The sequence below is a fragment of the Agromyces sp. GL_144 genome, from assembly GCF_057834305.1.
On sequence record NZ_CM174399.1, the window covers coordinates 2,162,811 to 2,183,919 of the forward strand.

A 21,109-nucleotide genomic window follows, 5' to 3' on the forward strand; every position below is an offset into this window, starting at 1 on the left:
TCGGTCGGATGCGCATTCGGCTCGCCCTGACCACCGCCGCCGTGCTCTCGATCGCCGTGCTGAGCGGTTGCGCCACCCCCGCGTCGACGGCCGATCGCACCACGCCGGGCACCGCCTCGACGCCCTCCGCGACGCCGACATCGACACCGCCGCCCGTCGATCCCGTCGCGCAGTTCGTCGACGAGCGGATGTCGCGGCTGAGCCTCGAGCAGAAGGCGGCGGCCGTGCTCATGCTGCACGCGCCCGGCGTCGATCCTGCGCCCCTGCGGGCTTACGTCGAGCAGGGCGTCTCGGGCCTCATCCTCATGGGCGACAACGTTCCGGCGACGCCCGAGGAGCTCGCCGCCCTCACCGTGGCCGCACAGGCCGACCCCGAAGCGCCCGCCCTCATCGCCATCGACGAGGAGGGCGGCGACGTGCAGCGCCTGCCATGGGACGACGCACCCGGCGCCGACCTGCTTCGCGCCGAGGCCCCAACGGCCACGACGAGCGCCTTCGCCGACCGGGCGGCCGCGCTCGCGGCATCCGGCCTCACCGTGAACTTCGGCATCGTCGCCGACGAGACCGACGACCCCGACTCGTTCATCGCCTCGCGCGTGCTCGGCACCGACCCGGCCTCGGCGGGCGAGCGGGTCGCCGCCGCCGTGACCGGCGAGCACGGCACGGTCTTCAGCACGCTCAAGCACTTCCCGGGGCATGGCCAGGCGCCCGGCGACTCGCATTCGAGCATTCCGACCGCCCCGCTCACGCTCGACGAATGGCGCGCGGGGCCCGCGATCCCGTTCGAGCAGGGCATCGCTGCCGGCGCCGAGCTCGTGATGACCGGGCATCTCGCCTACCCCTCGGTCGACGCCGCCCCGGCGTCCCTGTCGACCGAGTGGCACCGCATCCTGCGGGAGGACCTCGGCTTCGACGGCGTCGTCGTCACCGACGACATGCTCATGCTGCAGGACAACGGTCTGGCCGAGTACGCCGACCCGTACGAGAACGCGATCCGCGCGATCGCCTCAGGGGCCGACCTGCTCCTGTATGTGCTGCCGGCCGACCCCGCAGACGTCGGCATCTCGGTCGACGGGCTCGTCGGGGCCATCGCCGACGCAGTCTCCGACGGGCGCATTCCAGAAGCGAGGCTCGACGACGCGGTCGAGCGCGTGCTGACCCTGCGGCGCACCTCGATCTCCTGACGTACGAAGTATTTCGCGAACCGGGGAATACGAGCGGCGTTTCGATACGTTTGCATGTGTGTGGCCGAGACGGGTCACGACGACATCGAAACACGGAGACACCGACCCATGACGAACACCGCAACCGGCATCGAGATCCCCGGCTACCGCGCAGGCACGTGGACGATCGACCCCACGCACAGCGAGGTCGCCTTCAGCATCCGCCACATCATGATCAGCAAGGTCAAGGGCAAGTTCGAGCGCTTCAACGCCACGTTCGTGACCGGCGAGAACCCGCTCGACTCGAGCGTCACGGCCTCGGCCGAGGTCGCCTCGGTCAACACGAACGAGCCCAACCGCGACGGGCACCTGCGCACCGGCGACTTCTTCGAGGTCGAGACCTACCCGACCATCGACTTCGTCTCGACCGGCGTTCGCGTCGACGACGGCGACTTCAAGGTCGACGGTGACCTGACGATCCGCGGCATCACGAAGCCCGTGACCTTCGACTTCGAGTTCGGCGGCTTCGGCGGCGACCCCTACGGCAACTACAAGGCCGGCGCCACGGCCAAGACCGTGATCAACCGCGAGGACTTCGGCCTCACCTACAACGCGGCCCTCGAGACCGGCGGCGTGCTGCTCGGCGACAAGGTGACCATCACCATCGAGCTGCAGGCGGCGCTCGACCAGTAGGCACCGCACGCAAGCTGAGGGCCGGATGCCGCGTGGCATCCGGCCCTCGTCATGTGGAGCGTCGTCGTGGCGAGGTTCATGCCGCAAGTGCTGCCGACACGTCGCCGAGGGTCGTCGACCAGAAGGCCGCCCATCGCTCGAGGGCCGGCCGGAACTCGTCGGCGAGGTCGTCGCCCCGGAACGACGTGAGCTCGATCGGCGTCGCCCCGCGACGCTCGGGCGACCGCCGCCACGTGCCGACCACCTCGCCGTCGGCGACCAGGATCGGCAGGAACATGCCGTTCTTGCCCGGCACGACGCGTAGGGCGTCGTCTGGCGAGCAGAACGCGGTGCGATCACCGTAGCCGAGGAAGTACTCGTCGAACGGGGCCAGCACCTGGCGCCCCGACAGGGGCCCACCGGGGTGCGGGGGAGCATCGACCGCGACGAACCGCTCGTCGTCGTAGGGCGCCACCGCATCACCGGCCGCCGCGAGGGCCGCGCGCGCGGTCGTGAGGGTCGATCCCGTCCACCACGCGAAGTCGCGAACCGTGATCGGACCGTGGCCGCGGGCGTACCCGGTGAAGAGGAGGGCGAGCGTCTCGTCGTCGCCGGGTTCTCCGGCCGAGCTCGGCGACCACTCGTCGAGCAGCACGAACCGCTGACGTGCACGCGTGTCGACGGGACCGCAGCAGAGCAGCCCCTCGTTGGCGAGACGCCAGATGAGGTGGTACCCGCGCTGGCCGGCGATCGGGATGCCCGAGGCCGCCCAGGCCGACTGCAGTTCGTCGCGCGAAAGGCTGCGCCCGCCCTCGAGCTCGCGCACGGCGACACGTCGGGCCGCCGCGTGCACCTCGTCGTCGATGCCCTCGTCACGGTGGGTCTTGGCGGCGCGCTGCATCAACCGCTCGGCCGTGAGACGCAGGATCGGCCGGAGCATGGCCGGAGCGACGAAGTGCAGCGTGCCGCGCATCGGCCAGGTGCGGAGCAGCTCGCCGGCGTCGATCGCGGCGTCGACGCTCGCCTCGCTCGAACCCGCAACGCGAGCGCCGAGCACCCATTTCGCGGCCGCGAGGTCTTGCGCCTGCACGCACAGGAGCCGATCGACCGCCGCGGCCGGTGAGGCGAAGCCGTCGCCCAGCCCTTGGGCGGCCAGCCGCGAAGCCCGCAGCGTCGTCGTCGCGGCGTCGGTCGCGGCATCCGTCGTCATGGTGCGAGTCTGCCGGAACCCACCGACAGACGGCGAGATTCTCGTGCCCGGAATGCGACGCCGACCCCGAATACGCGCCGACGCCCGGCGACGCTCAGCTCCGACGCATCCGCTCGGGATAGACTGGGCGGCTGTGCCACGTCGGCACGATCCCACCCCACACCTGCCGGAGGCTCCCTGTGCTCGCCGTACACGATCTCGAGATCCGCGTCGGCGCACGCGTGCTCATGGAGCACGTCGACTTCCGCGTCTCCGCGGGCGACAAGGTTGGCCTCGTGGGCCGCAACGGCGCGGGCAAGACCACGCTCACGAAGACCCTCGCCGGCGAGACCCTGCCCACGGGCGGGCGCATCGACCGCTCCGGCGAGATCGGCTACCTGCCGCAGGACCCGCGCTCCGGCGACCCCGAGATGCTCGCGCGCACGCGCATCCTCGACGCGCGCGGACTCGGCACGCTCGTGCTCGGCATGCACGAGGCGTCCATGCAGATGGGCAGCGACGACCCCGAGGTCGCCGAACGGGCCATGAAGAAGTACGGCAACCTCACCGACCGCTTCACGGCGCTCGGCGGATACTCGGCCGAGGCCGAGGCCGCGTCGATCGCGTCGAATCTCAACCTGCCCGACCGCATCCTCGACCAGCCGCTGAAGACGCTCTCGGGCGGTCAGCGTCGACGCATCGAGCTCGCGCGCATCCTGTTCTCCGACGCGCAGACCATGATCCTCGACGAGCCCACGAACCACCTCGACGCCGACTCGGTCATCTGGCTCCGCGAGTTCCTCAAGGGGTACAAGGGCGGCGTCATCGTGATCTCGCACGACGTGGTGCTCGTCGACGAGGTCGTCAACCGCGTGTTCTACCTCGACGCGAACCGGTCGAGCATCGACGTCTACAACATGGGCTGGAAGCACTACCAGCGCCAGCGCGCCGCCGACGAGGAGCGCCGCAAGAAGGAGCGCGCGAACGCCGAGAAGAAGGCGGGCGTGCTGCAGATGCAGGCCGCGAGGTTCGGCGCCAAGGCGTCCAAGGCCGCCGCTGCGCACCAGATGGTCGCCCGCGCCGAGAAGCTGCTCGCCGGCCTCGACGAGGTGCGCGCCGTCGACCGCGTCGCGAAGCTGCGCTTCCCGACGCCCGCACCCTGCGGTCGCACGCCCATCACCGCGAGCGACCTGTCGAAGAGCTACGGCTCCCTCGAGATCTTCACCGCCGTCGACCTCGCGATCGACCGCGGCTCGAAGGTCGTCATCATCGGCCTGAACGGCGCGGGCAAGACCACGCTGCTCCGCATCCTCGCGGGCGTCGACGCGCCCGACACCGGCATCGTCGAGGCCGGGCACGGTCTGCGCGTCGGCTACTACGCGCAGGAGCACGAGACCATCGAGGTCAAGCGCAGCGTGCTCGAGAACATGGTCAGCGCGTCGCCGAACCTCACCGAGACCGAGGCGCGCAAGGTGCTCGGCTCGTTCCTCTTCACGGGCGACGACGTGCACAAGCCCGCGGGCGTGCTCTCGGGCGGCGAGAAGACCCGACTCGCCCTCGCGATGATCGTGGTCTCGGGCGCGAACGTGCTGCTCCTCGACGAGCCCACGAACAACCTCGACCCCGCGAGCCGCGCCGAGATCCTCGACGCGCTCGCGCACTACGAGGGCTCGGTCGTGCTCGTCTCGCACGACCCGGGCGCCGTCGAGGCGTTGAACCCCGAGCGCGTGCTCATCATGCCCGACGGCACCGAAGACCACTGGAGCCGCGATTACCAGGAGCTCATCGAGCTGGCTTGATGCTCGCTCCGAGCGACCTACCGCCGGTCGAGCACGCCGTCTTCGAGGTCGGCGTCGGCGTCCTTGCGCTGCGTGCGGTTGACCTTGCGCGGCTCGGGTCGGGTCGCCTTCACGGCGGCACCGACGCCGCCGTCGATTCCGGATGCCTCGGCACGGCCCTTGCGCTCCTGGCTGGCCGCCCAGCCGAGGCCGATGAAGCCCATGATGGCGAAGACGAACCACTGCAGGGCGTACGAGAGGTGCGGGCCCTCGTCGCGGAGCGGCCGGCTCGCAGCGATCGGCGGGTCGTCGGCTTCGGCGCCCGATTGCACGAGCAGGCCGTATGCACCGGTGTAGGCGGGCTCGTCGACGCGCTGTGCGAGCTCCTCGAGGTCGATCGTGGCGAACTCGTCGCCGGCCGACGTGCGCCCGTCGATCTGCCCTTCACCAGCCTTGAGCCGCGCCTCGACCTCGACGTGACCGGCCGGGGGAGCCGCGTACCCGCTCGGCCGCCCCTCGGAGTCCTGCGCGACCCAGCCGCGGTCGACCACGAACACGGAGCCGTCATCGAGGAGGAACGGGGTGAGCACCTCGAACCCGGACCCGCCCTGGCCGGGCCTGTTGCGCACGACGACCTCCTCGTCGTCGAGGTACTGCCCGGAGAGCGCGACGACCTGCCACCGCTGGTCGATGCCGAAACCGGCCGGATCGGGCAGCGCCTCGTCGACCGGGATCGCCTGCGAGTCGTAGTTCGCGTCGATTCGGGCGATCTCGGCACGCGCCTCGGCGCGCCTCGCGAACTGCCACATGCCGAGCGCGCAGCAGACGATCGCGAACACGACGACGAGCGCGAGGTACCCCGCCCACCGGCGCGACCTCAGGAAGGCCCACTCGTTCACGAATCGACCTCGGCCGACTCGTCGAGCGCGCCCGAGAACTCCACGACGCGCACGGGGAACGAGCGCGCCTCGAGGAAGCCGCGCAGGTAGTCGACGTGCTCGTCGCAGGCGAGCCAGGTCTTCCACCGGTCGCCCGTGTGGATGCGCGGGTTCTGCCAGTCGATGCGCCACCTGGCGGGCTCACGGCACGAGGCGCGCGAGCAGATGTCGTCGGGTGCGCCGCCGATGCCGCCGATCATCGGGCGTCCTCGTCGTCACGGGTCTCACCGGAGGGTGCGGATGCCGCCGGGCCGTCGGGCGGCGTCTCGTCGCGGTGCCCTGGGTCGGCGTTCGGATCGGCATCGGCCGACGCCTTACCGGCCGGCTCGCCCGAGGCATCCGCTCGGGGCCGCACGGGAAGGATGCTGCCCGGGCGCTCGACCTCGCTGCGGCGGACCGGGGAGCCGACGTTCGCGATCACGACCGCGAAGTACGGCAGTGCGATGGCGCCGACCGCGCACACCACGAGCCACCAGTCGCGCACGAAGAGCATCGCGATGATGCACACGATGCGCACTCCCATGGCCACGGAGTACTTGATCATGCGCGAACGCTGCTCGGCCTCGGGTGAGGGCGGCAGACTCGTGATCGATTGCTGCTTCATCTCGTCGTCGCAGTCCGGTGCGGCGCTCCTCCCTCCAAGCCTACGTCGCCTCGGCTCGCGCGGCGGACCGGGCGGGACGGATGCCACTGGCATCACGATCACTATGCTGAGACAGGCTCGCCTCGGGCCGCAGCACCCCACCGGAATGGAGTCCACGCATGACCACGCCCCGAACCGTCCTCGTCACCGGCGGCAACCGCGGCATCGGCTATGCCATCGCGCGCGAATTCGTCGCCCAGGGGCACCGGGTCGCCGTCACCGCGCGGTCGGGCGAAGGCCCGGAGGGCACGCTGACCGTTCGAGCGGATGTCACGGACGCGGCATCCGTCGACCGTGCCTTCACCGAGATCGAGGCCGAGCTCGGCCCGGTCGAGGTGCTCATCGCGAACGCCGGCATCACCCGCGACACGCTGCTGCTGCGCATGGCCGAAGAGGACTTCACGAGCGTCATCGACACGAACCTCACGGGCGCCTTCCGGGTGGTCAAGCGCGCCTCGAAGGGCATGCTCAAGGCGCGCTTCGGCCGCGTCGTGCTGATCTCGAGCGTCGTCGGGCTCTACGGGTCGCCCGGCCAGATCAACTACTCGGCATCGAAGGCCGGCCTCGTCGGCATGGCCCGTTCGCTGACGCGCGAGCTCGGCGCCCGCAACATCACGGCCAACGTCGTCGCCCCCGGCTTCATCGAGACAGACATGACCGACGAACTGCCCGAGGCGCAGCAGGCCGAGTACAAGAAGAGCATCCCGCTCGGCCGCTTCGCCTCACCCGACGAGGTCGCCCGCGTCGTGGCCTGGCTCGCCGGCGACGACGCCGGGTACATCTCGGGCGCCGTCATCCCCGTCGACGGCGGTCTGGGCATGGGGCACTGACCCGGCGTTCCCGGTTCAGCCGCGAAGGCCGAGCAGGGCGAGCACCTGGCTCAGGTCGGGCGTCGTGATCGCGACATCCGCCTGCTCGCGCACGACGGGCTTCGCGCAGAACGCGACGCCGAGGCCGGCGCGATCGAGCATGCGCAGGTCGTTGGCCCCGTCGCCCACGGCGACCGTGCAGCGCAGGGGCACGGATGCCTCGGCCGCCCACTCGGCGAGCGCCACCGCCTTGGCCTCGGCGTCGATGATCGGCCCGTCGACCCGGCCCGTGAGCCGCCCATCGACGACCTCGAGGCGATTGGCCCGGCAGAAGTCGAGCTCGAGCGAGGCCGCGAGCGGATCGAGCAGCTCGTGGAAACCGCCCGACACGACCCCGACGACGCCGCCGGCCGCGTGCACGCCCGCGACGAGTTCGTGGATGCCGGGCGTCGGCGTCATGCGCGTACGAGCGTGTGCGAGGTCGGCCTCGCCCAGCCCGGCGAGCGTCGCGACGCGTTCGCGCAGGCTCGCGGCGAAGTCGAGTTCGCCGCGCATCGCCCGCTCGGTGACCTCGGCCACGAGGGTGAGGCTGCCCGCGGCCTCGGCGAGCAGCTCGATCGCCTCTTCGCGGATGAGCGTCGAGTCGGCGTCGAGCACGACCAAAGGCCCGCTCGTGCGGCCGGTGAACGCCGTGCTCACGCGTGCGACGCCCGGACTCGCGACCCCTTGCCGACGACCGTGATGCCGCTGTCGGTGACGATGAAGCCCCTGGCGACGTCTTCGCCGCGATCGACGCCGATGCGGGCGCCGGCCTCGACGACCACCTCTTTGTCGAGGATCGCCCGTTGCACGGTCGCCCCGGCATCGATGCGCGCCCGATCGAAGAGGATCGAGTCGGACACATGTGCGCCCGAACCGACGACCGCCCACGGGCCGAGCACACTGCGCTCGACATGCGCGCCCGAGATGACCGAGCCGAGCGAGACGATCGAATCGATGACCGTGCCGAGCGTGCCCCGCGCATCGCGCGTGAACTTGGCCGGCGGCGAGTTCAGCTGCTGGCTGAAGATCGGCCATTCGCGGTTGTAGAGGTTGAAGATCGGCATGACCGAGATGAGGTCTTGATGGGCCTCGAAGAAGGAGTCGATCGTTCCGACGTCGCGCCAGTAGTACCGGTCGCGATCGGTCGAACCCGGCACGTCGTTGCGCTGCAGGTCGTAGACGCCCGCGGCGCCCTGCGAGACGAACGCCGGGATGATGTCGCCGCCCATGTCGTGGCTCGAATCGGTGCGTTCGCCGTCGCGCAGCACCGCGTCGATGAGGGCGTCGGCGTTGAACACGTAGTTGCCCATGGACGCGAGCACCTCGCCGGGGGAGTCGGGAAGGCCCACCGGATCGCTCGGCTTCTCGAGGAACCGGTGGATGTGCTCGGGGTTCGCGGGGTCGACCTCGATGACGCCGAACTGGTCGGCGAGTCCGATGGGCTGGCGGATGGCGGCGACCGTCGCCGCGGCACCGGAGGCGATGTGCGCCTCGATCATCTGGTCGAAGTCCATGCGGTAGACGTGATCGGCGCCGACGACGACGATGATGTCGGGCTGCTCGTCGTAGATGAGGTTGAGGCTCTGCAGGATCGCGTCGGCCGAGCCCGAGAACCAGCGCTTGCCCAGGCGCTGCTGCGCCGGCACCGAGGCGACGTACGAGTTGAGCAGGCCGCTCATGCGCCAGGTCTGCGAGACGTGGCGGTCGAGGCTGTGCGACTTGTACTGGGTCAGCACGACGATCTGGCGCAGGCCCGAATTGAGCAGGTTCGACAGGGCGAAGTCGATCAATCGGTATTGCCCGCCGAAGGGCACGGCGGGCTTCGCCCGATCCTCGGTGAGGGGCATGAGTCGCTTGCCCTCACCGCCTGCGAGCACGATGCCGAATACCTTGCGCGTGGCCATGCCCCCAGCGTAGTCAGCGCGGGCGGCCTTGCGGTGCCCGAAGTCGAGACGTGACGGATGCCGCTGCGCTAGCGTTTCCCCATGCGCGTCGACCTGCTCACCCGTGAATATCCGCCCGAGGTCTACGGGGGAGCCGGCGTGCACGTCGCCGAGCTCGTCCGAGCGCTGCGGCACGACATCGAGGTGGTCGTGCGGGCCTTCGGCGCCCCGCGCGACGAAGCGGGCACGTTCAGTTATGCCACACCCGACTCGTTCGCCGGACGCAACGCCGCGGTCGGCACCATGGGCGTCGACCTGCTCATGGCGGCCGATGCCGCCGGGGCCGATCTCGTTCACTCGCACACCTGGTACGCGAACTTCGCCGGCTTCACGGCGAAGCGCCTGCACGGCATCCCCCACGTGGTGACGGCCCACAGCCTCGAACCGCTGCGCCCGTGGAAGGCCGAGCAGCTCGGCGGCGGCTACCGGCTCTCGTCGTGGGTCGAGCGCACCGCGTTCGAGGACGCCGACGCGGTCGTGGCCGTGAGCGAGGGCATGCGGCGCGACATCCTGCGCTCCTACCCGTCGATCGACCCGGCGAAGGTCGAGGTCGTCTACAACGGCATCGACCTCGTCGACTGGCGACCCAACGACGACGGCGATCTCGCGCGAGCCCTGGGTGTCGATCCCGACCGACCCTCCGTGATCTTCGTCGGCCGCATCACCCGGCAGAAGGGGCTCCCGTACCTGCTCCGCGCCGCACGCCTGCTGCCGCCCGAGGTGCAGCTCGTGCTCTGCGCGGGCGCACCCGACACCGAGGAGATCATGGCCGAGGTCACCGGCCTCGTCGACGAGCTCCGCGCCGAGCGCGACGGCGTCGTCTGGATCGACCGGCACCTCCCGCGTGCCGAGCTGACCGCCCTGCTCACCGCGGCGACGGCGTTCGTCTGCCCGTCGGTGTACGAACCGCTCGGCATCGTGAACCTCGAGGCCATGGCCTGCGGGGCGCCCGTCGTCGGCACGGCGACCGGCGGAATCCCCGAGGTCGTCGACGACGGCGTCACCGGGGTGCTCGTGCCGATCGAGCAGTCCGACGACGGCACGGGCACGCCGCTCGATCCCGACCGCTTCGTGGCAGACCTCGCCGCCGCGCTCACGCGGGTCGTGCAGGATCCGGTGCGCGCGGCCGAGATGGGCGCGGCCGGGCGGCGGCGCGCCGAAGAGCACTTCGCGTGGGATGCGATCGCCGGGCGCACCCGCGAGCTCTACGCGCGCGTGCTCGCAGGCTGAGCAGTCGCTCGCGCGGTCTCGTCGCGTCACCGGAGGCCCTCGCGCGCATTCGGGGGTCCATGCTCCAGATAGCATGGGAGGCATGGCGAGTACGGTGCTGCAGTTCCGGGATGTTTCGGTGGTTCGCGACGGGAATTCGATTCTCGACGACGTGAACTGGAGCGTCGCATCCGACGAACGCTGGGTCGTGCTCGGCCCGAACGGCGCCGGCAAGACCACCCTGCTGCAGATCGCGGCCGCGGCGATGCACCCCACCAAGGGCGAGGCATCCGTGCTCGAAGAGAAGCTCGGCAAGACCGACGTCTTCGAACTGCGACCGATGATCGGCTTCGCCTCCACCGCGATGGCGCGCAAGATCCCGCGCAACGAGACCGTCATCGACACCGTGCTGACCGCCGCGTACTCCGTGACGGGCCGCTGGAACGAGGAGTACGAGGAGATCGACACCCGTCGCGCGCAGCGCGTGCTCTCCGAATGGGGCCTCGACGGCTTCGCCGACCGCCGGTTCGGCAGCCTCTCCGACGGCGAGCAGAAGCGCGTGCAGATCGCCCGGTCGGTCATGACCGACCCCGAACTGCTCCTCCTCGACGAGCCCGCCGCGAGCCTCGACCTCGGCGCGCGCGAAGAGCTCGTCGGGCTCCTGGGCGGCTACGCGGCCTCGCCCGCATCTCCGGCGATCGTCATGGTCACGCACCACGTCGAAGAGATCCCCAAGGGCTTCACGCACGCGCTGCTGCTCGCCAAGGGCGGCGTCGTCAAGGCCGGCCCGCTCGCCGAGGCGCTCACGTCGGAGTCGCTGACCGAGGCGTTCGGCATCCCGATCGAACTCACCGAGCACGACGGGCGATACGCCGCGCGCGCCAACTGACGAGCGAACGCCGTCGATTCTGCTAGAATCGATAGCTGGCCCCCGGGCCATTCATGCTTTCCCGCTGTGCTGCACACGTCGCCGGCGGGATTCTGTAGAAATCATCCGATCAGCAAGGAAGTCACCATGAAGACCGACATCCACCCCGAGTACGCCGCCGTCGTCTTCCGCGACCTCGCCTCGGGCGCCACGTTCCTCACCCGTTCGACGGTGTCGAGCGACAAGACCATCGAGCTCGACGGCGAGACCTACCCGGTCATCGACGTCGAGATCTCGTCGGAGTCGCACCCGTTCTACACGGGCAAGCAGCGCATCATGGACTCGGCCGGCCGCGTCGAGAAGTTCAACCAGCGCTTCAAGAGCTTCGGCAAGTAGTTCCAGCAGGAACGCAGCCGAACGAAGGGGCGGTCGACAGGGTCGGCCGCCCCTTCGTCGTGCCCGGAACTCTCACGGCACGCGGAACCGGCGGTCGCGTCGCCGGCGACTTCTCAGCGAACGGGCCAGGCACCTGAGGTCGTGAACTCGGGCTCGCCGTTCTTGCGGCGCCAGGCCTGGTAGCTCTCGGCCTGATCGCGGCACCACTCGACCTGCCGTGCGTGCAGGTCGCCGACCGCGAACGCGGCGAGCTCGGGGTACGCACGGGCGATGGCCTGGGCGACACGGCCCGCGGCGACGGCGTCTGCGCCCGCATCGTGCGCGTCATCGAGCCGCACACCGTAGTGCTCGGCGGTCGCCGTGAGCGTGCGCTTGCCGCGGCGGTACCGGTCGACGGCCTTGTCGATGACGAGGGGGTCGATGACGGCGTCGGGGCCGGGGAGCCCGAGCAGGCCGTATCGCTCGGCCTCGCGCGCGAGCACGGTGAGGTCGTAGGCGGCGTTGTAGGCCACGATCGGCAGCCCGCGAGCGGCCGCGCTCGCGAGGGCGGAGATGATCTCGGCCACCGCAGTCGGCGCGGCCGCGCCCTCGGCCCTGGCGCGCTCGGTGCTCACGCCGTGGATGAGCGAGGCGGCCGTGGGGATCTCGACGCCCGGGTCGACCAGCCACTCGCGACGCTCGAGCACCCCGCCGTCGACGCCGATGACGCCGACATGCGCGGTCACGATGCGGCAGGTGTCGACGTCGATGCCCGTCGTCTCGAGGTCGAAGACGGCGAGGGTGTCGGCCCAGCTGGCGATGTTCTCGGGTTCCATGCTCGAAGGCTACGGTCGGGCACCGACATCGTCGGGGGAGTGCCACGCGTGTCCGTCAGATCCGGTCGCCCGTGGGCGGCGGCCCGGTCGTGGCATCCGCCTGTGGACAGCGGCCGTCGCCCAGGTGCCGCGCCCTAGAATGACGGGGATGATCCCTTCCCCGTACGCCGAGCAACTCGCGCGCATCCCCGTCCGCGAGCACCGGCTCGACGTCCTCGGCACCGAGACCGCCTGGTGGGAGTACGGCCCCGCCGACGCACCCGTGATCGTGCTCGTGCACGGCTTCCGCGGCGACCACCACGGGCTCGAACCCGTGGTCGCCCAGCTGCCGGGGTTCCGCATCATCTCGCCCGACCTTCCGGGCTTCGGCTCGTCGGCGACGTTCGGCGACCGACCGCACGACCTCGACGCCTACACCGAGTGGCTCGCCGCGTTCATTCCGGCGGTCGGCATCGCCGGCCCCTACACGCTGCTCGGCCACTCGTTCGGCTCGATCGTCGCCTCGGCCGCCGTGGCGCGCGGGCTCGCGCCCGAGCGACTCATCCTCGTGAACCCGATCGGCGCGCCGGCGCTCGAAGGCCCGCGCGGGGTCATGACCAGGCTCGCGGTGCTCTACTACCGCGTGGCCGCCGCGCTGCCCGAGCGTCCCGGATTCGCCCTGCTCCGCAACCGCGCGATCGTGCGCGTCATGAGCGTGACCATGGCCAAGACGCACTCCAAGCCGCTGCGCCGGTGGATCCACGAGGAGCACGACCGGTACTTCTCGGCGTTCGGCAGCCGGGCCTCGGTGCTCGAGTCCTTCACCACGTCGGTCGGCCACGACGTGAGCGAGGTCGCCGGCGACATCGCCGTGCCGACCCTGCTCATCGCCGCCGAGCGCGACGACGTCACGCCCATCGAGGCCGAACGGCGCTTGGCGACGCTGTTCCCCGACGCCCGCCTCGAGGTGATCCCCGAGGTCGGTCACCTGATCCACTACGAGACGCCCGGCGTCGCCGCACGCCACATCCTCGGCTTCCTCGGCTCAGAGGCCCGCGGATCAGGGGCGCGCGCGTGAGGATCGTCGTCGACTGCCGCTACACCCGCATCGGGCGACATGACGGCATCAGCCGCTTCACCGCGGGCATCGTCACCGAGCTCGCGCGGCGGCATCCGCTCACCATGCTCATCAGCGACCATCGCCAGCTCGAGATGCTGCCCGACCTGCCCTGGCAACTCGTCAGCTCGCCCACGAGCGTGCGCGAACCGTTCGTCGCCCTGCAGGTGCGCCGGCTGCGCCCCGACCTCGTGTTCTCGCCCATGCAGACCATGGGATCGTGGGGCCGCACCTACAAGCTGCTGCTCACCCTGCACGACCTCATCTACTACGAGAACCCCACGCCGCCGCGCGACCTGCCGGCGCCCGTGCGCCTGCTCTGGCGGCTCTACCACCTCGCCTGGTGGCCGCAGCGCCTGCTCCTGAACCGAGCCGACGCGGTCGTCACGGTGTCCGAGACGACGGCCGACCTCATCCGAGAGCACGAACTCACCCATCGGCCGGTCACGGTCGTGCCGAACGCCGCCGACGACCTCGCCGTGCCGGTGCTGCCGCGCATGCGACCCGACGGCCACCGCCTCGTCTACATGGGCTCGTACATGCCCTACAAGAACGTCGACACGCTCGTCCGCGCCGTGGGCGCGCTGCCCGACCACGAACTGCACCTGCTGAGCAAGATCAGTCGCGACGAGCGCACCCGCCTCACGCGCCTCGCTCCGCAAGCGAGGCTCGTGTTCCACGACGGCGTCTCGGATGCCGCATACGCCGAGCTGCTCGCCGGCGCGACCGCGCTCGTGCATGCGTCCAAGGCCGAGGGGTTCGGCATCCCGCTCGTCGAGGCGATGCGCCTCGGCACGCCCGTCGTGGTGAGCGACATCCCGATCTTCCGCGAGATCGGCGGCGACGCGGCCATGTACTTCGACTCCGAGAACCCCGAGTCGCTCGTCGCGGCGCTCTGGTCGCTCGAACGCGGCGATGAGTGGGAACGCCGCTCCGCGGCATCCGTCGACGTCGCGGAGAAGTACACGTGGTCCGCATCGGCCGACGTGCTGCTCGACCTCATGCGGCGCACGGTCGCGCCGGGCCAGCGCCGTCGTTCGCGTCGTCGGCGCTGACCCGCGCCGTCGCTGAGGGCGATGCCGACCCCGACGCGGCCTCGGTTCAGCCGTCGGTGCCGGTCGCGACCTCGGGCAGAGTGAGCACCAGTTCGCCGTCGCTGGCGATCACCTCGTGCACGGAGCCGTTCTCGATCGCGTAGCCGACCGTCGGGAACGTCCAGTCGCTGAGGTCGAGCATGAGCGCGTGGATGACGCCGCCGTGGGTGACGACGATCACGTCCTCGTCGGGGTGCGCTGCCGCGAGTTCGAGCAGGGCGGCGCGCGCACGTTCGATGACGGCCGATCGCGGTTCGAGCCCCTCGATGGTCGCGGCTTGGGCCTCGACCGCGGCCCGTCCGCCGTGATCGAGGCCCTCGAGCACGCCATGGCTGCGTTCGGCGAGCGCCGGGATGATCGCGGGCTCGTCGAGGTCGAGTGCCGCGGCGATGAGGGCGGCCGTCGCGGAGGCCCTCGACAGGGGGCTCGTGACGATCGCGTTCCACGATGCTCCGGCGAGCGTCGCGGCCGTCTCGACGGCCTGTGCGCGGCCGGTGTCGTTCAAGGGGATGTCGGTCGCGCCCTGGATGCGGCGCTGCACGTTCCAGTCGGTCTCACCGTGACGCACGATCGCGAACCGCGTGGCCGGGAGGCCGGCTGGGGAAGTGGCATCGGTCATCGCTCCACTCTGGCAGACCAACGGGTGCTCGATGCACGCCGGACGCGGCGGCCCGTTCGGACGACGAACGCAGACCCGTTCGGGTCAGGACGCGAGGGCCGCCGCGAACACCGCGAGGGTCTCGCTCGTGCCGGCGTCGACCTTGACGGCCGCTCGGCTGTCGCCCCTGGTGATGCCGCGGTTGACGACCACGATCGGCATGCGGCGTCGACGCGCGAGCTCGATGAGCCGCATGCCCGAGTTCACGACGAGGGAGGAGCCGGCCACGAGCAGCACGTCGGAACCGCGCACGATGGAGGCCGCCGTCTCGAACACCTCTGGCGGAACGAACTCGCCGAAGAACACGACGTCGGGCTTCAGGATGCCGCCGCACACGGTGCAGTCGGGCACGACGAGCGAGGCGGCATCGTCGACATCGACGTCGCCGTCGGGGTTCACCGCGAATTCGCCGTCGAGCTCGATGCGCGGATTCAGCACGGCCAGGCGGTCGGCGACCGCCTGCCTGGCGAACTGCTGGCCGCAGGTCAGGCAGAGCACGCGATCCATGCCGCCGTGCAGTTCGACGACGTGACGGCTGCCCGCGCGGCGGTGCAGTCCGTCGACGTTCTGCGTGACGAGTCCGCCGACGACGCCTGCGGCCTCGAGGAGCGCGAGCGCACGGTGACCGACGTTGGGCTGCGCGGCGCCGAACGCGCGCCACCCGAGGTGGCTGCCGGCCCAGTACCGCTTGCGCGCGGACTCGGAGGCGAGGAAGGCCTGGAAGGTCATCGGCGTGCGCACGGGTGCGCCCTCGCCGCGGTAGTCGGGGATGCCGGAGTCGGTGCTGACGCCGGCGCCGGTGAGCACCGCGACGCGCGCCCCGCGCAGCAGGTCGATCGCCTGATCGAGCGCCGCATCACCGCGGACGGGTACTTCGAGGTCGGATGTCACCGGTTGCTCCCTTCGAATCGTCTGATTCTAGACGCGTCGGTTTTCCGGATTGTTTCGGGACTGGCAGTCTGGACTCAGGAGGAACATGCACATCGAACGAGTCCGCGATGCGGCATCCGACGCCGTCGCCGATTACGCGGGGCTCACGGATGTCTCACTCCGCAGCGCGCACGAACCCGCGAACGGGCTCTACATCGCCGAGTCGGCCAAGGTCATCAGGCGAGCGCTCCGGGCCGGCCACCGACCGCGGTCCGTGCTCATGGAGGAGAAGTGGCTGCCGGGCCTCGAGGCCGAACTCGCACCCTTCGACGTGCCCGTGCACCTGGCCGACGCCGACCAGCTCGAGGCGATCACGGGGTACCGCGTGCACCGAGGCGCCCTCGCCGCGTTCGAGCGCCCCGACCTCGCCGATCCGACGACCCTGCTCGCGGGCGCACGACGCGTCGTCGTGCTCGAGGACATCGTCGACCACACCAACGTGGGCGCGATCTTCCGCTCGGTCGCGGCGCTCGGCGCCGACGCCGTGCTCGTGAGCCCGCGCTGCGCGGATCCGCTCTACCGGCGCAGCGTCAGGGTCAGCATGGGCACCGTGTTCCAGGTGCCGTGGACCCGGCTGCCCGAGTGGCCCCAGGCCGTCGACCTGCTCCACGGCGCCGGGTTCTCGATCGCGGCGCTCGCCCTCTCCGAGCGCTCCATCGGCCTGCGCGAGCTCGCGGCCGGGGCCCCCGACCGCCTCGCCCTCGTGTTCGGCGCCGAGGGCGACGGACTCAGCCGCACCGCGCTCGAGGCGGCCGATCAGGTCGTGCGCATCCCGATGGCGCACGGCGTCGACTCGCTGAACGTCGCCGCGGCGGCCGCCGTCGTGCTGTACGCGCTGCAGGTCGATCCCGCTGAAGACGCATCCGGAGCGACCCGATGAGCGATTCCGAGCCCACCGCGCGCGTGTACCGGCGACGTCGCATCGTCGTGTTCACGTCCCTCGCCGTCGTCGTGGCCCTGCTCACGGGAGCCGGCATCTACACCGCGAACGCGCTCGGGGCGCCCATCCCGGCCGCCGCACCCGCCGTGACCGACCCCGAACCGGTGGTCGCCGCGCCGCAGCAGCTCTCGTTGCCCGGATTCGGCGCCTTCGCCGTCGGCGCGGTCGGCTTCGACGGCCTCCTCGCGTCGGGCAACGAGCAGACCCCGATGGCGATGGCGAGCATCACGAAGGTCATCACGGCGCTCACGGTGCTCTCCGAACACCCGATCCCTGCCGGCGAGAGCGGCCCCGACGTGGCGTACACCGATGCCGACGTCGACATCTACTGGGACATGGTCGCCCAGGGCGGATCGGTCGCCCCGGTCGAGGCGGGCGCCACCCTGACCCTGAAGGAGAGCCTCGAGGCGCTGCTCATCCCATCGGGCAACAACTACGGCATCTCCATCTCGAACTGGGCCTTCGGGTCCGAGCAGGCGCTCGTCGAGAAGGCCAACGCCTGGCTCTCGGCCAACGGCCTCGCGAACACCCATGTGGTCGACTCGAGCGGGATGTCCGATGACAACGTCGGCACCGCGGCCGACATGGTCGCGCTCGGCGAGATCGCGCTCGAGGACCCGACGATCGCCGCCATCGTCGCCTCCAAGAGCGTCGAGATCCCCGAGCTCGGAACCCTGACGAACTCGAACAAGCTCCTCGGCACGCACGGCGTCGACGGCATGAAGACCGGCACGACGGATGACGCGGCCAACCTCCTGTTCACGGCCGACTACGCCGTCGGATCGTCCTCCGTCACGGTGGTCGGCGTTCTGCTCGGGGGCGAGACGCACGACATCATCGACGAGGCGATCGCCGCGATGCTCGACTCGGTGGCCCCCGGATTCCACGAGGTCTCGCCGCTCGAGGCGAACCAGGTGCTCGCCGAGTACGACACGCCATGGGGCGAGACGGCACGTGCGCGATCCGCCGACGGCGCCACCGTCGTGGTGTGGAATGACACGCCCGTCGACGTCGAGGTGCATGCCGACCCCGTCACGCTCGCCAGCCGGGGCGACGAGGTCGGCACGGCCGTGGTGCGGGCCGGAACGCAGGAGATCACCGTGCCGCTCGTGCTCGATGCGTCGCTGACCGATCCCGGTGCGTGGTGGCGCCTCGCGAATCCGGGCGCCCTCGACGAGCCGACCCTTCAGTCGGGCAGCGAGTAGGGCGCGGCATCCGGGCGCTTGGCCTGGATGTGGTCGCCCGAGGACTGGTGCCGCACCCGGCGCAGCACCCACGGCACGAGGTACTCGCGCGCCCAGGAGAGGTCTTCGACGCGGGCCTGCCGCCAGGTGCTCGAGGGCAGCGGCTCGGGCTTCAACGGCTCGAGGTCGTTCTCGACGTTCAGCGCCTCGAGCACCATGCGCGCCACCGTGTGGTGGCCGAGCGAGTTCAGGTGGAGGCGGTCGGGCGCCCACATGCGCTGGTCCTGGATCTCGGTGAGGGCCCACTGGTCGGCGACGATGCAGTCGTACTTCTTCGCGACGATGCGGAGGTTCTCGTTGTAGATCGCGACCTTGCCCCGGATGCCGCGGAACACGTTCGAGAACCCGACATCGACGCCCGTGAAGATCACGATCGTGGCGTGGTCGCGGGAGAGCCGCTCGATCGCGTACTCGAACCGCGCGGCGATCTCGTCGGGATCCGTGCCCGGGCGGATGACGTCGTTGCCACCGGCCGAGATCGTGATGAGGTCGGGGCGCAGCGCGAGCGCGGGCTCGATCTGCTCGTCGATGATCTGGCGGATCAGCTTGCCGCGCACGGCGAGGTTCGCGTACGCGAAATCGTCGCTGCTCTGGCCGAGCACCTCTGCAACGCGATCGGCCCAGCCCCGGTGTCCGCCGGGAACCGTGGGCTCGGGGTCGCCGATGCCTTCGGTGAACGAGTCGCCGAGCGCGACGTAGCGTGACCATGGGTGCTGCTGGGTGACCATGCCACCCATTCTGCCAAAGGCCGGGTCCGCCCTCGATTCCGCAAGACCGGGAGCATGGGGGCCGCCATGTCGGTTCGAGGATGTCGGCGGGCTGGACTACCCTCGGATTCAGTGAGCACAGCGACCCCTTCCGGCACCCAGCCGGGCACCTCGGCCGCCGAGCACCTCTCTCCGTCCTTCCCCGAACGCGCCGCGTGGGGCACGGCGAGCAAGCTTCGGGCCTGGCAGGCCGAGGCCCTCGAGCAGTACCTCGCCGACATGCCGCGCGACTTCCTCGCCGCCGCCACGCCCGGCGCGGGAAAGACCACCTTCGCGTTGCGTCTGGCCGCCGAGTTGCGCGCCCGCCGCATCATCGACCGCATCACCGTGGTGGCCCCCACCGACCACCTCAAGCGGCAGTGGGCCGATGCCGCGGCCCGCGCCGGCATCCGGCTCGATCCGGGGTTCCGCAACGCGCACGGCAGCATCGCCCGCCACTTCCACGGCGTGGCCGTCACGTACGCGCAGGTCGCGATGCGACCCGCGCTGCACCGCGAGCTCACCGTCTCGGGCCGCACACTCGTCATCCTCGACGAGGTGCACCACGGCGGCGACGCGCTCTCGTGGGGCGACGCCATCCGCGAGGCGTTCGAGCCGGCGACCAAGCGGCTCTCGCTCACCGGCACCCCGTTCCGCTCCGACACCGCGCCGATCCCGTTCGTGCAGTACGAGGCCGACGCCCACGGCGTGCGCCTCTCGCAGACCGACTACGCCTACGGCTACGGCCGGGCGCTGGCCGACGGCGTCGTGCGACCCGTGCTCTTCATGGTCTACGCCGGCCACATGCGCTGGAAGACGCGGGCCGGCGACGAGATGGAGGCCCGACTCGGCGAAGACAACACGAAGGACATCACCTCCGCCGCGTGGCGCACCGCCCTCGAGCCGAAGGGCGAGTGGATCCCGGCGGTGCTCGCCGCCGCCGATCGGCGACTCACCGAGGTGCGGCACGGCATCCCCGACGCGGGGGGCCTGGTCATCGCGACCGACCAGTCGATGGCTCGCGCCTACGCGCAGATCCTCGAGGACGTCTGCGGAGAGAAGGTCACCGTCGTGCTCTCCGACGAGAAGGAGGCGAGCGCGCGCATCGAGGAGTTCTCCGAGGGCACGAGCCGATGGATGGTCGCCGTGCGCATGGTGTCCGAGGGCGTCGACGTGCCGAGGCTCGCAGTCGGCGTCTACGCGACGAGCGCCTCGACCCCGCTGTTCTTCGCGCAGGCGATCGGGCGCTTCGTGCGGGCGAGGCGGCGCGGCGAGACCGCGTCCGTGTTCCTCCCGAACGTGCCGATCCTCATGGCGCTGGGCTCGCAGATGGAGCTCGAGCGAGACCACGCGCTCGATCGTCGCGGCGGCGACGACGCAGACGACGACGGGCTCGACGACAGCCTGCTCGAGTCGGCGAATCGCGAGGAGCGCGCCTCCGAAGAACTCGAGTTCGGCACCTGGGAGGCCATCGCCTCCGATGCATCCTTCGATCGCGTGCTCTACGACGGCACCGAGTTCGGCACGCTCGCCGAGCCCGGCAGCGACGAGGAGTTCGACTTCATCGGCATCCCCGGCCTGCTCGAGCCCGAGCAGGTCTCCGAACTGCTCCGCCACCGGCAGTCGCGCCAGGCTCGCCGTGCGGGCGAGCGGCGCAAGCAGCAGGCCGATCCCGCCGAGAACGCCGAGCCGGTCGCCCTGTACCGCACGCTGAAGGAACAGCGCACCCTGCTCAACAGCCTGGTCGGGCTCTGGGCACGGCACACCGGCGAGGCCCACTCCATGGTGCACGCCGAGCTCCGGCGCGTCTGCGGCGGGCCCGCGGTCGCCCAGGCGACCGTGACCCAGCTGCAGTCGCGCATCGACTACCTGCGCAAGCGGCTCGGCAGCCGCTGACCGGCGTCACCACCTCGAAGCCGAGCGGATGTCTCCTGGC

Annotated in this window: 22 protein-coding genes; 12 read left to right on the top strand and 10 right to left on the bottom strand. The window is 70.8% G+C overall.

The window, feature by feature from the left end; all coding sequences use genetic code 11:
* Nucleotides 1-8: 8 nt before the first annotated feature.
* Both AC3IPY_RS09750 and AC3IPY_RS09755 read left to right on the top strand, forming a co-directional pair.
* The gene (locus tag AC3IPY_RS09750; RefSeq protein WP_489184099.1) at nt 9-1,184 is read left to right on the top strand and encodes a glycoside hydrolase family 3 N-terminal domain-containing protein; all 1,176 of its coding nucleotides are present in this window, start codon (nt 9-11) and stop codon (nt 1,182-1,184) included.
* A 108-nt stretch (nt 1,185-1,292) separates the two neighbouring features.
* Nucleotides 1,293-1,856: a YceI family protein gene (locus AC3IPY_RS09755; RefSeq protein ID WP_489184100.1), complete on the top strand. Its 564-nt coding sequence runs from the start codon at nt 1,293-1,295 to the stop codon at nt 1,854-1,856.
* Nucleotides 1,857-1,932: 76 nt separating this feature from the next.
* Here the strand turns inward: AC3IPY_RS09755 and AC3IPY_RS09760 are convergent, their stop codons facing one another.
* Entirely contained in the window at nt 1,933-3,045 is a 1,113-nt protein-coding gene (locus tag AC3IPY_RS09760; protein WP_489184101.1) for a winged helix DNA-binding domain-containing protein, read from the bottom strand.
* Between the two features lie 179 nt (nt 3,046-3,224).
* Between AC3IPY_RS09760 and AC3IPY_RS09765 the strand changes: the two genes are divergently transcribed.
* A complete protein-coding gene (locus AC3IPY_RS09765) occupies nt 3,225-4,823 on the top strand; it encodes an ABC-F family ATP-binding cassette domain-containing protein (protein ID WP_489184102.1) in 1,599 nt (532 codons plus the stop codon).
* Between the two features lie 17 nt (nt 4,824-4,840).
* On the opposite strand, the gene AC3IPY_RS09770 is transcribed toward AC3IPY_RS09765, so the two are convergent.
* The 3 genes from AC3IPY_RS09770 to AC3IPY_RS09780 are packed head-to-tail and all read right to left on the bottom strand — an operon-like array spanning nt 4,841 to nt 6,344.
* Nucleotides 4,841-5,701, bottom strand: coding sequence for an SURF1 family cytochrome oxidase biogenesis protein (locus AC3IPY_RS09770; RefSeq protein WP_489184103.1), 861 nt, complete (start codon nt 5,699-5,701; stop codon nt 4,841-4,843).
* Nucleotides 5,698-5,940 carry a hypothetical protein gene (locus tag AC3IPY_RS09775; RefSeq protein WP_489184104.1) on the bottom strand — a complete coding sequence of 81 codons (243 nt, stop codon included), beginning with the start codon at nt 5,938-5,940 and terminating at the stop codon, nt 5,698-5,700. Before AC3IPY_RS09775 ends, AC3IPY_RS09770 begins: the two co-directional genes overlap by 4 nt.
* Nucleotides 5,937-6,344, bottom strand: coding sequence for a DUF3099 domain-containing protein (locus tag AC3IPY_RS09780; RefSeq protein ID WP_489184105.1), 408 nt, complete (start codon nt 6,342-6,344; stop codon nt 5,937-5,939). The genes AC3IPY_RS09775 and AC3IPY_RS09780 overlap by 4 nt, the downstream gene beginning before the upstream one ends.
* 158 nt (nt 6,345-6,502) lie before the next feature.
* On the opposite strand from AC3IPY_RS09780, the gene AC3IPY_RS09785 reads away from it, so the two are divergent.
* On the top strand, nt 6,503-7,213 hold the full coding sequence (locus tag AC3IPY_RS09785; RefSeq protein ID WP_489184106.1) for a beta-ketoacyl-ACP reductase: 711 nt from the start codon (nt 6,503-6,505) through the stop codon (nt 7,211-7,213).
* Between the two features lie 15 nt (nt 7,214-7,228).
* Here AC3IPY_RS09785 and serB read toward each other — a convergent pair whose 3' ends face one another.
* Both serB and AC3IPY_RS09795 read right to left on the bottom strand, forming a co-directional pair.
* Nucleotides 7,229-7,891, bottom strand: a complete 663-nt coding sequence (gene serB / locus AC3IPY_RS09790) for a phosphoserine phosphatase SerB (RefSeq protein ID WP_489184107.1) — start codon at nt 7,889-7,891, stop codon at nt 7,229-7,231.
* Complete coding sequence (locus AC3IPY_RS09795) at nt 7,888-9,138, bottom strand: glucose-1-phosphate adenylyltransferase (protein ID WP_489184108.1); 1,251 nt, start codon at nt 9,136-9,138, stop codon at nt 7,888-7,890. The genes serB and AC3IPY_RS09795 overlap by 4 nt, the downstream gene beginning before the upstream one ends.
* 81 nt (nt 9,139-9,219) lie before the next feature.
* On the opposite strand from AC3IPY_RS09795, the gene glgA reads away from it, so the two are divergent.
* From glgA to AC3IPY_RS09810, 3 genes are all read left to right on the top strand, one after another.
* A complete protein-coding gene (gene glgA / locus AC3IPY_RS09800) occupies nt 9,220-10,407 on the top strand; it encodes a glycogen synthase (protein ID WP_489184109.1) in 1,188 nt (395 codons plus the stop codon).
* Between the two features lie 82 nt (nt 10,408-10,489).
* Nucleotides 10,490-11,275 (top strand): ABC transporter ATP-binding protein, encoded by a 786-nt coding sequence (locus AC3IPY_RS09805; protein ID WP_489184110.1) that lies wholly within the window; start codon nt 10,490-10,492, stop codon nt 11,273-11,275.
* A 126-nt stretch (nt 11,276-11,401) separates the two neighbouring features.
* Nucleotides 11,402-11,650, top strand: a complete 249-nt coding sequence (locus AC3IPY_RS09810) for a type B 50S ribosomal protein L31 (RefSeq protein WP_156997890.1) — start codon at nt 11,402-11,404, stop codon at nt 11,648-11,650.
* A 113-nt stretch (nt 11,651-11,763) separates the two neighbouring features.
* Here AC3IPY_RS09810 and AC3IPY_RS09815 read toward each other — a convergent pair whose 3' ends face one another.
* Nucleotides 11,764-12,465 carry an exonuclease domain-containing protein gene (locus AC3IPY_RS09815; RefSeq protein WP_489184111.1) on the bottom strand — a complete coding sequence of 234 codons (702 nt, stop codon included), beginning with the start codon at nt 12,463-12,465 and terminating at the stop codon, nt 11,764-11,766.
* Between the two features lie 148 nt (nt 12,466-12,613).
* On the opposite strand from AC3IPY_RS09815, the gene AC3IPY_RS09820 reads away from it, so the two are divergent.
* Both AC3IPY_RS09820 and AC3IPY_RS09825 read left to right on the top strand, forming a co-directional pair.
* Nucleotides 12,614-13,522 (top strand): alpha/beta fold hydrolase, encoded by a 909-nt coding sequence (locus AC3IPY_RS09820; protein ID WP_489184112.1) that lies wholly within the window; start codon nt 12,614-12,616, stop codon nt 13,520-13,522.
* The gene (locus AC3IPY_RS09825; RefSeq protein ID WP_489184113.1) at nt 13,519-14,616 is read left to right on the top strand and encodes a glycosyltransferase family 4 protein; all 1,098 of its coding nucleotides are present in this window, start codon (nt 13,519-13,521) and stop codon (nt 14,614-14,616) included. The genes AC3IPY_RS09820 and AC3IPY_RS09825 overlap by 4 nt, the downstream gene beginning before the upstream one ends.
* Before the next feature lie 46 nt (nt 14,617-14,662).
* On the opposite strand, the gene AC3IPY_RS09830 is transcribed toward AC3IPY_RS09825, so the two are convergent.
* On the bottom strand, nt 14,663-15,274 hold the full coding sequence (locus tag AC3IPY_RS09830; RefSeq protein WP_489184114.1) for a histidine phosphatase family protein: 612 nt from the start codon (nt 15,272-15,274) through the stop codon (nt 14,663-14,665).
* Between the two features lie 84 nt (nt 15,275-15,358).
* Nucleotides 15,359-16,204, bottom strand: coding sequence for a Sir2 family NAD-dependent protein deacetylase (locus AC3IPY_RS09835; RefSeq protein ID WP_489184115.1), 846 nt, complete (start codon nt 16,202-16,204; stop codon nt 15,359-15,361).
* Between the two features lie 85 nt (nt 16,205-16,289).
* On the opposite strand from AC3IPY_RS09835, the gene AC3IPY_RS09840 reads away from it, so the two are divergent.
* Both AC3IPY_RS09840 and AC3IPY_RS09845 read left to right on the top strand, forming a co-directional pair.
* On the top strand, nt 16,290-17,123 hold the full coding sequence (locus AC3IPY_RS09840; protein WP_489184116.1) for a TrmH family RNA methyltransferase: 834 nt from the start codon (nt 16,290-16,292) through the stop codon (nt 17,121-17,123).
* Nucleotides 17,120-18,388: a D-alanyl-D-alanine carboxypeptidase family protein gene (locus tag AC3IPY_RS09845; protein WP_489184117.1), complete on the top strand. Its 1,269-nt coding sequence runs from the start codon at nt 17,120-17,122 to the stop codon at nt 18,386-18,388. Before AC3IPY_RS09840 ends, AC3IPY_RS09845 begins: the two co-directional genes overlap by 4 nt.
* Here AC3IPY_RS09845 and AC3IPY_RS09850 read toward each other — a convergent pair.
* Nucleotides 18,370-19,155, bottom strand: a complete 786-nt coding sequence (locus tag AC3IPY_RS09850) for an SGNH/GDSL hydrolase family protein (RefSeq protein ID WP_489184118.1) — start codon at nt 19,153-19,155, stop codon at nt 18,370-18,372. The two genes, AC3IPY_RS09845 and AC3IPY_RS09850, sit on opposite strands and share 19 nt — an antisense overlap.
* Nucleotides 19,156-19,266: 111 nt before the next feature.
* Between AC3IPY_RS09850 and AC3IPY_RS09855 the strand changes: the two genes are divergently transcribed.
* Nucleotides 19,267-21,069, top strand: coding sequence for a DEAD/DEAH box helicase (locus AC3IPY_RS09855; RefSeq protein WP_489184119.1), 1,803 nt, complete (start codon nt 19,267-19,269; stop codon nt 21,067-21,069).
* Nucleotides 21,070-21,109: the final 40 nt, after the last annotated feature.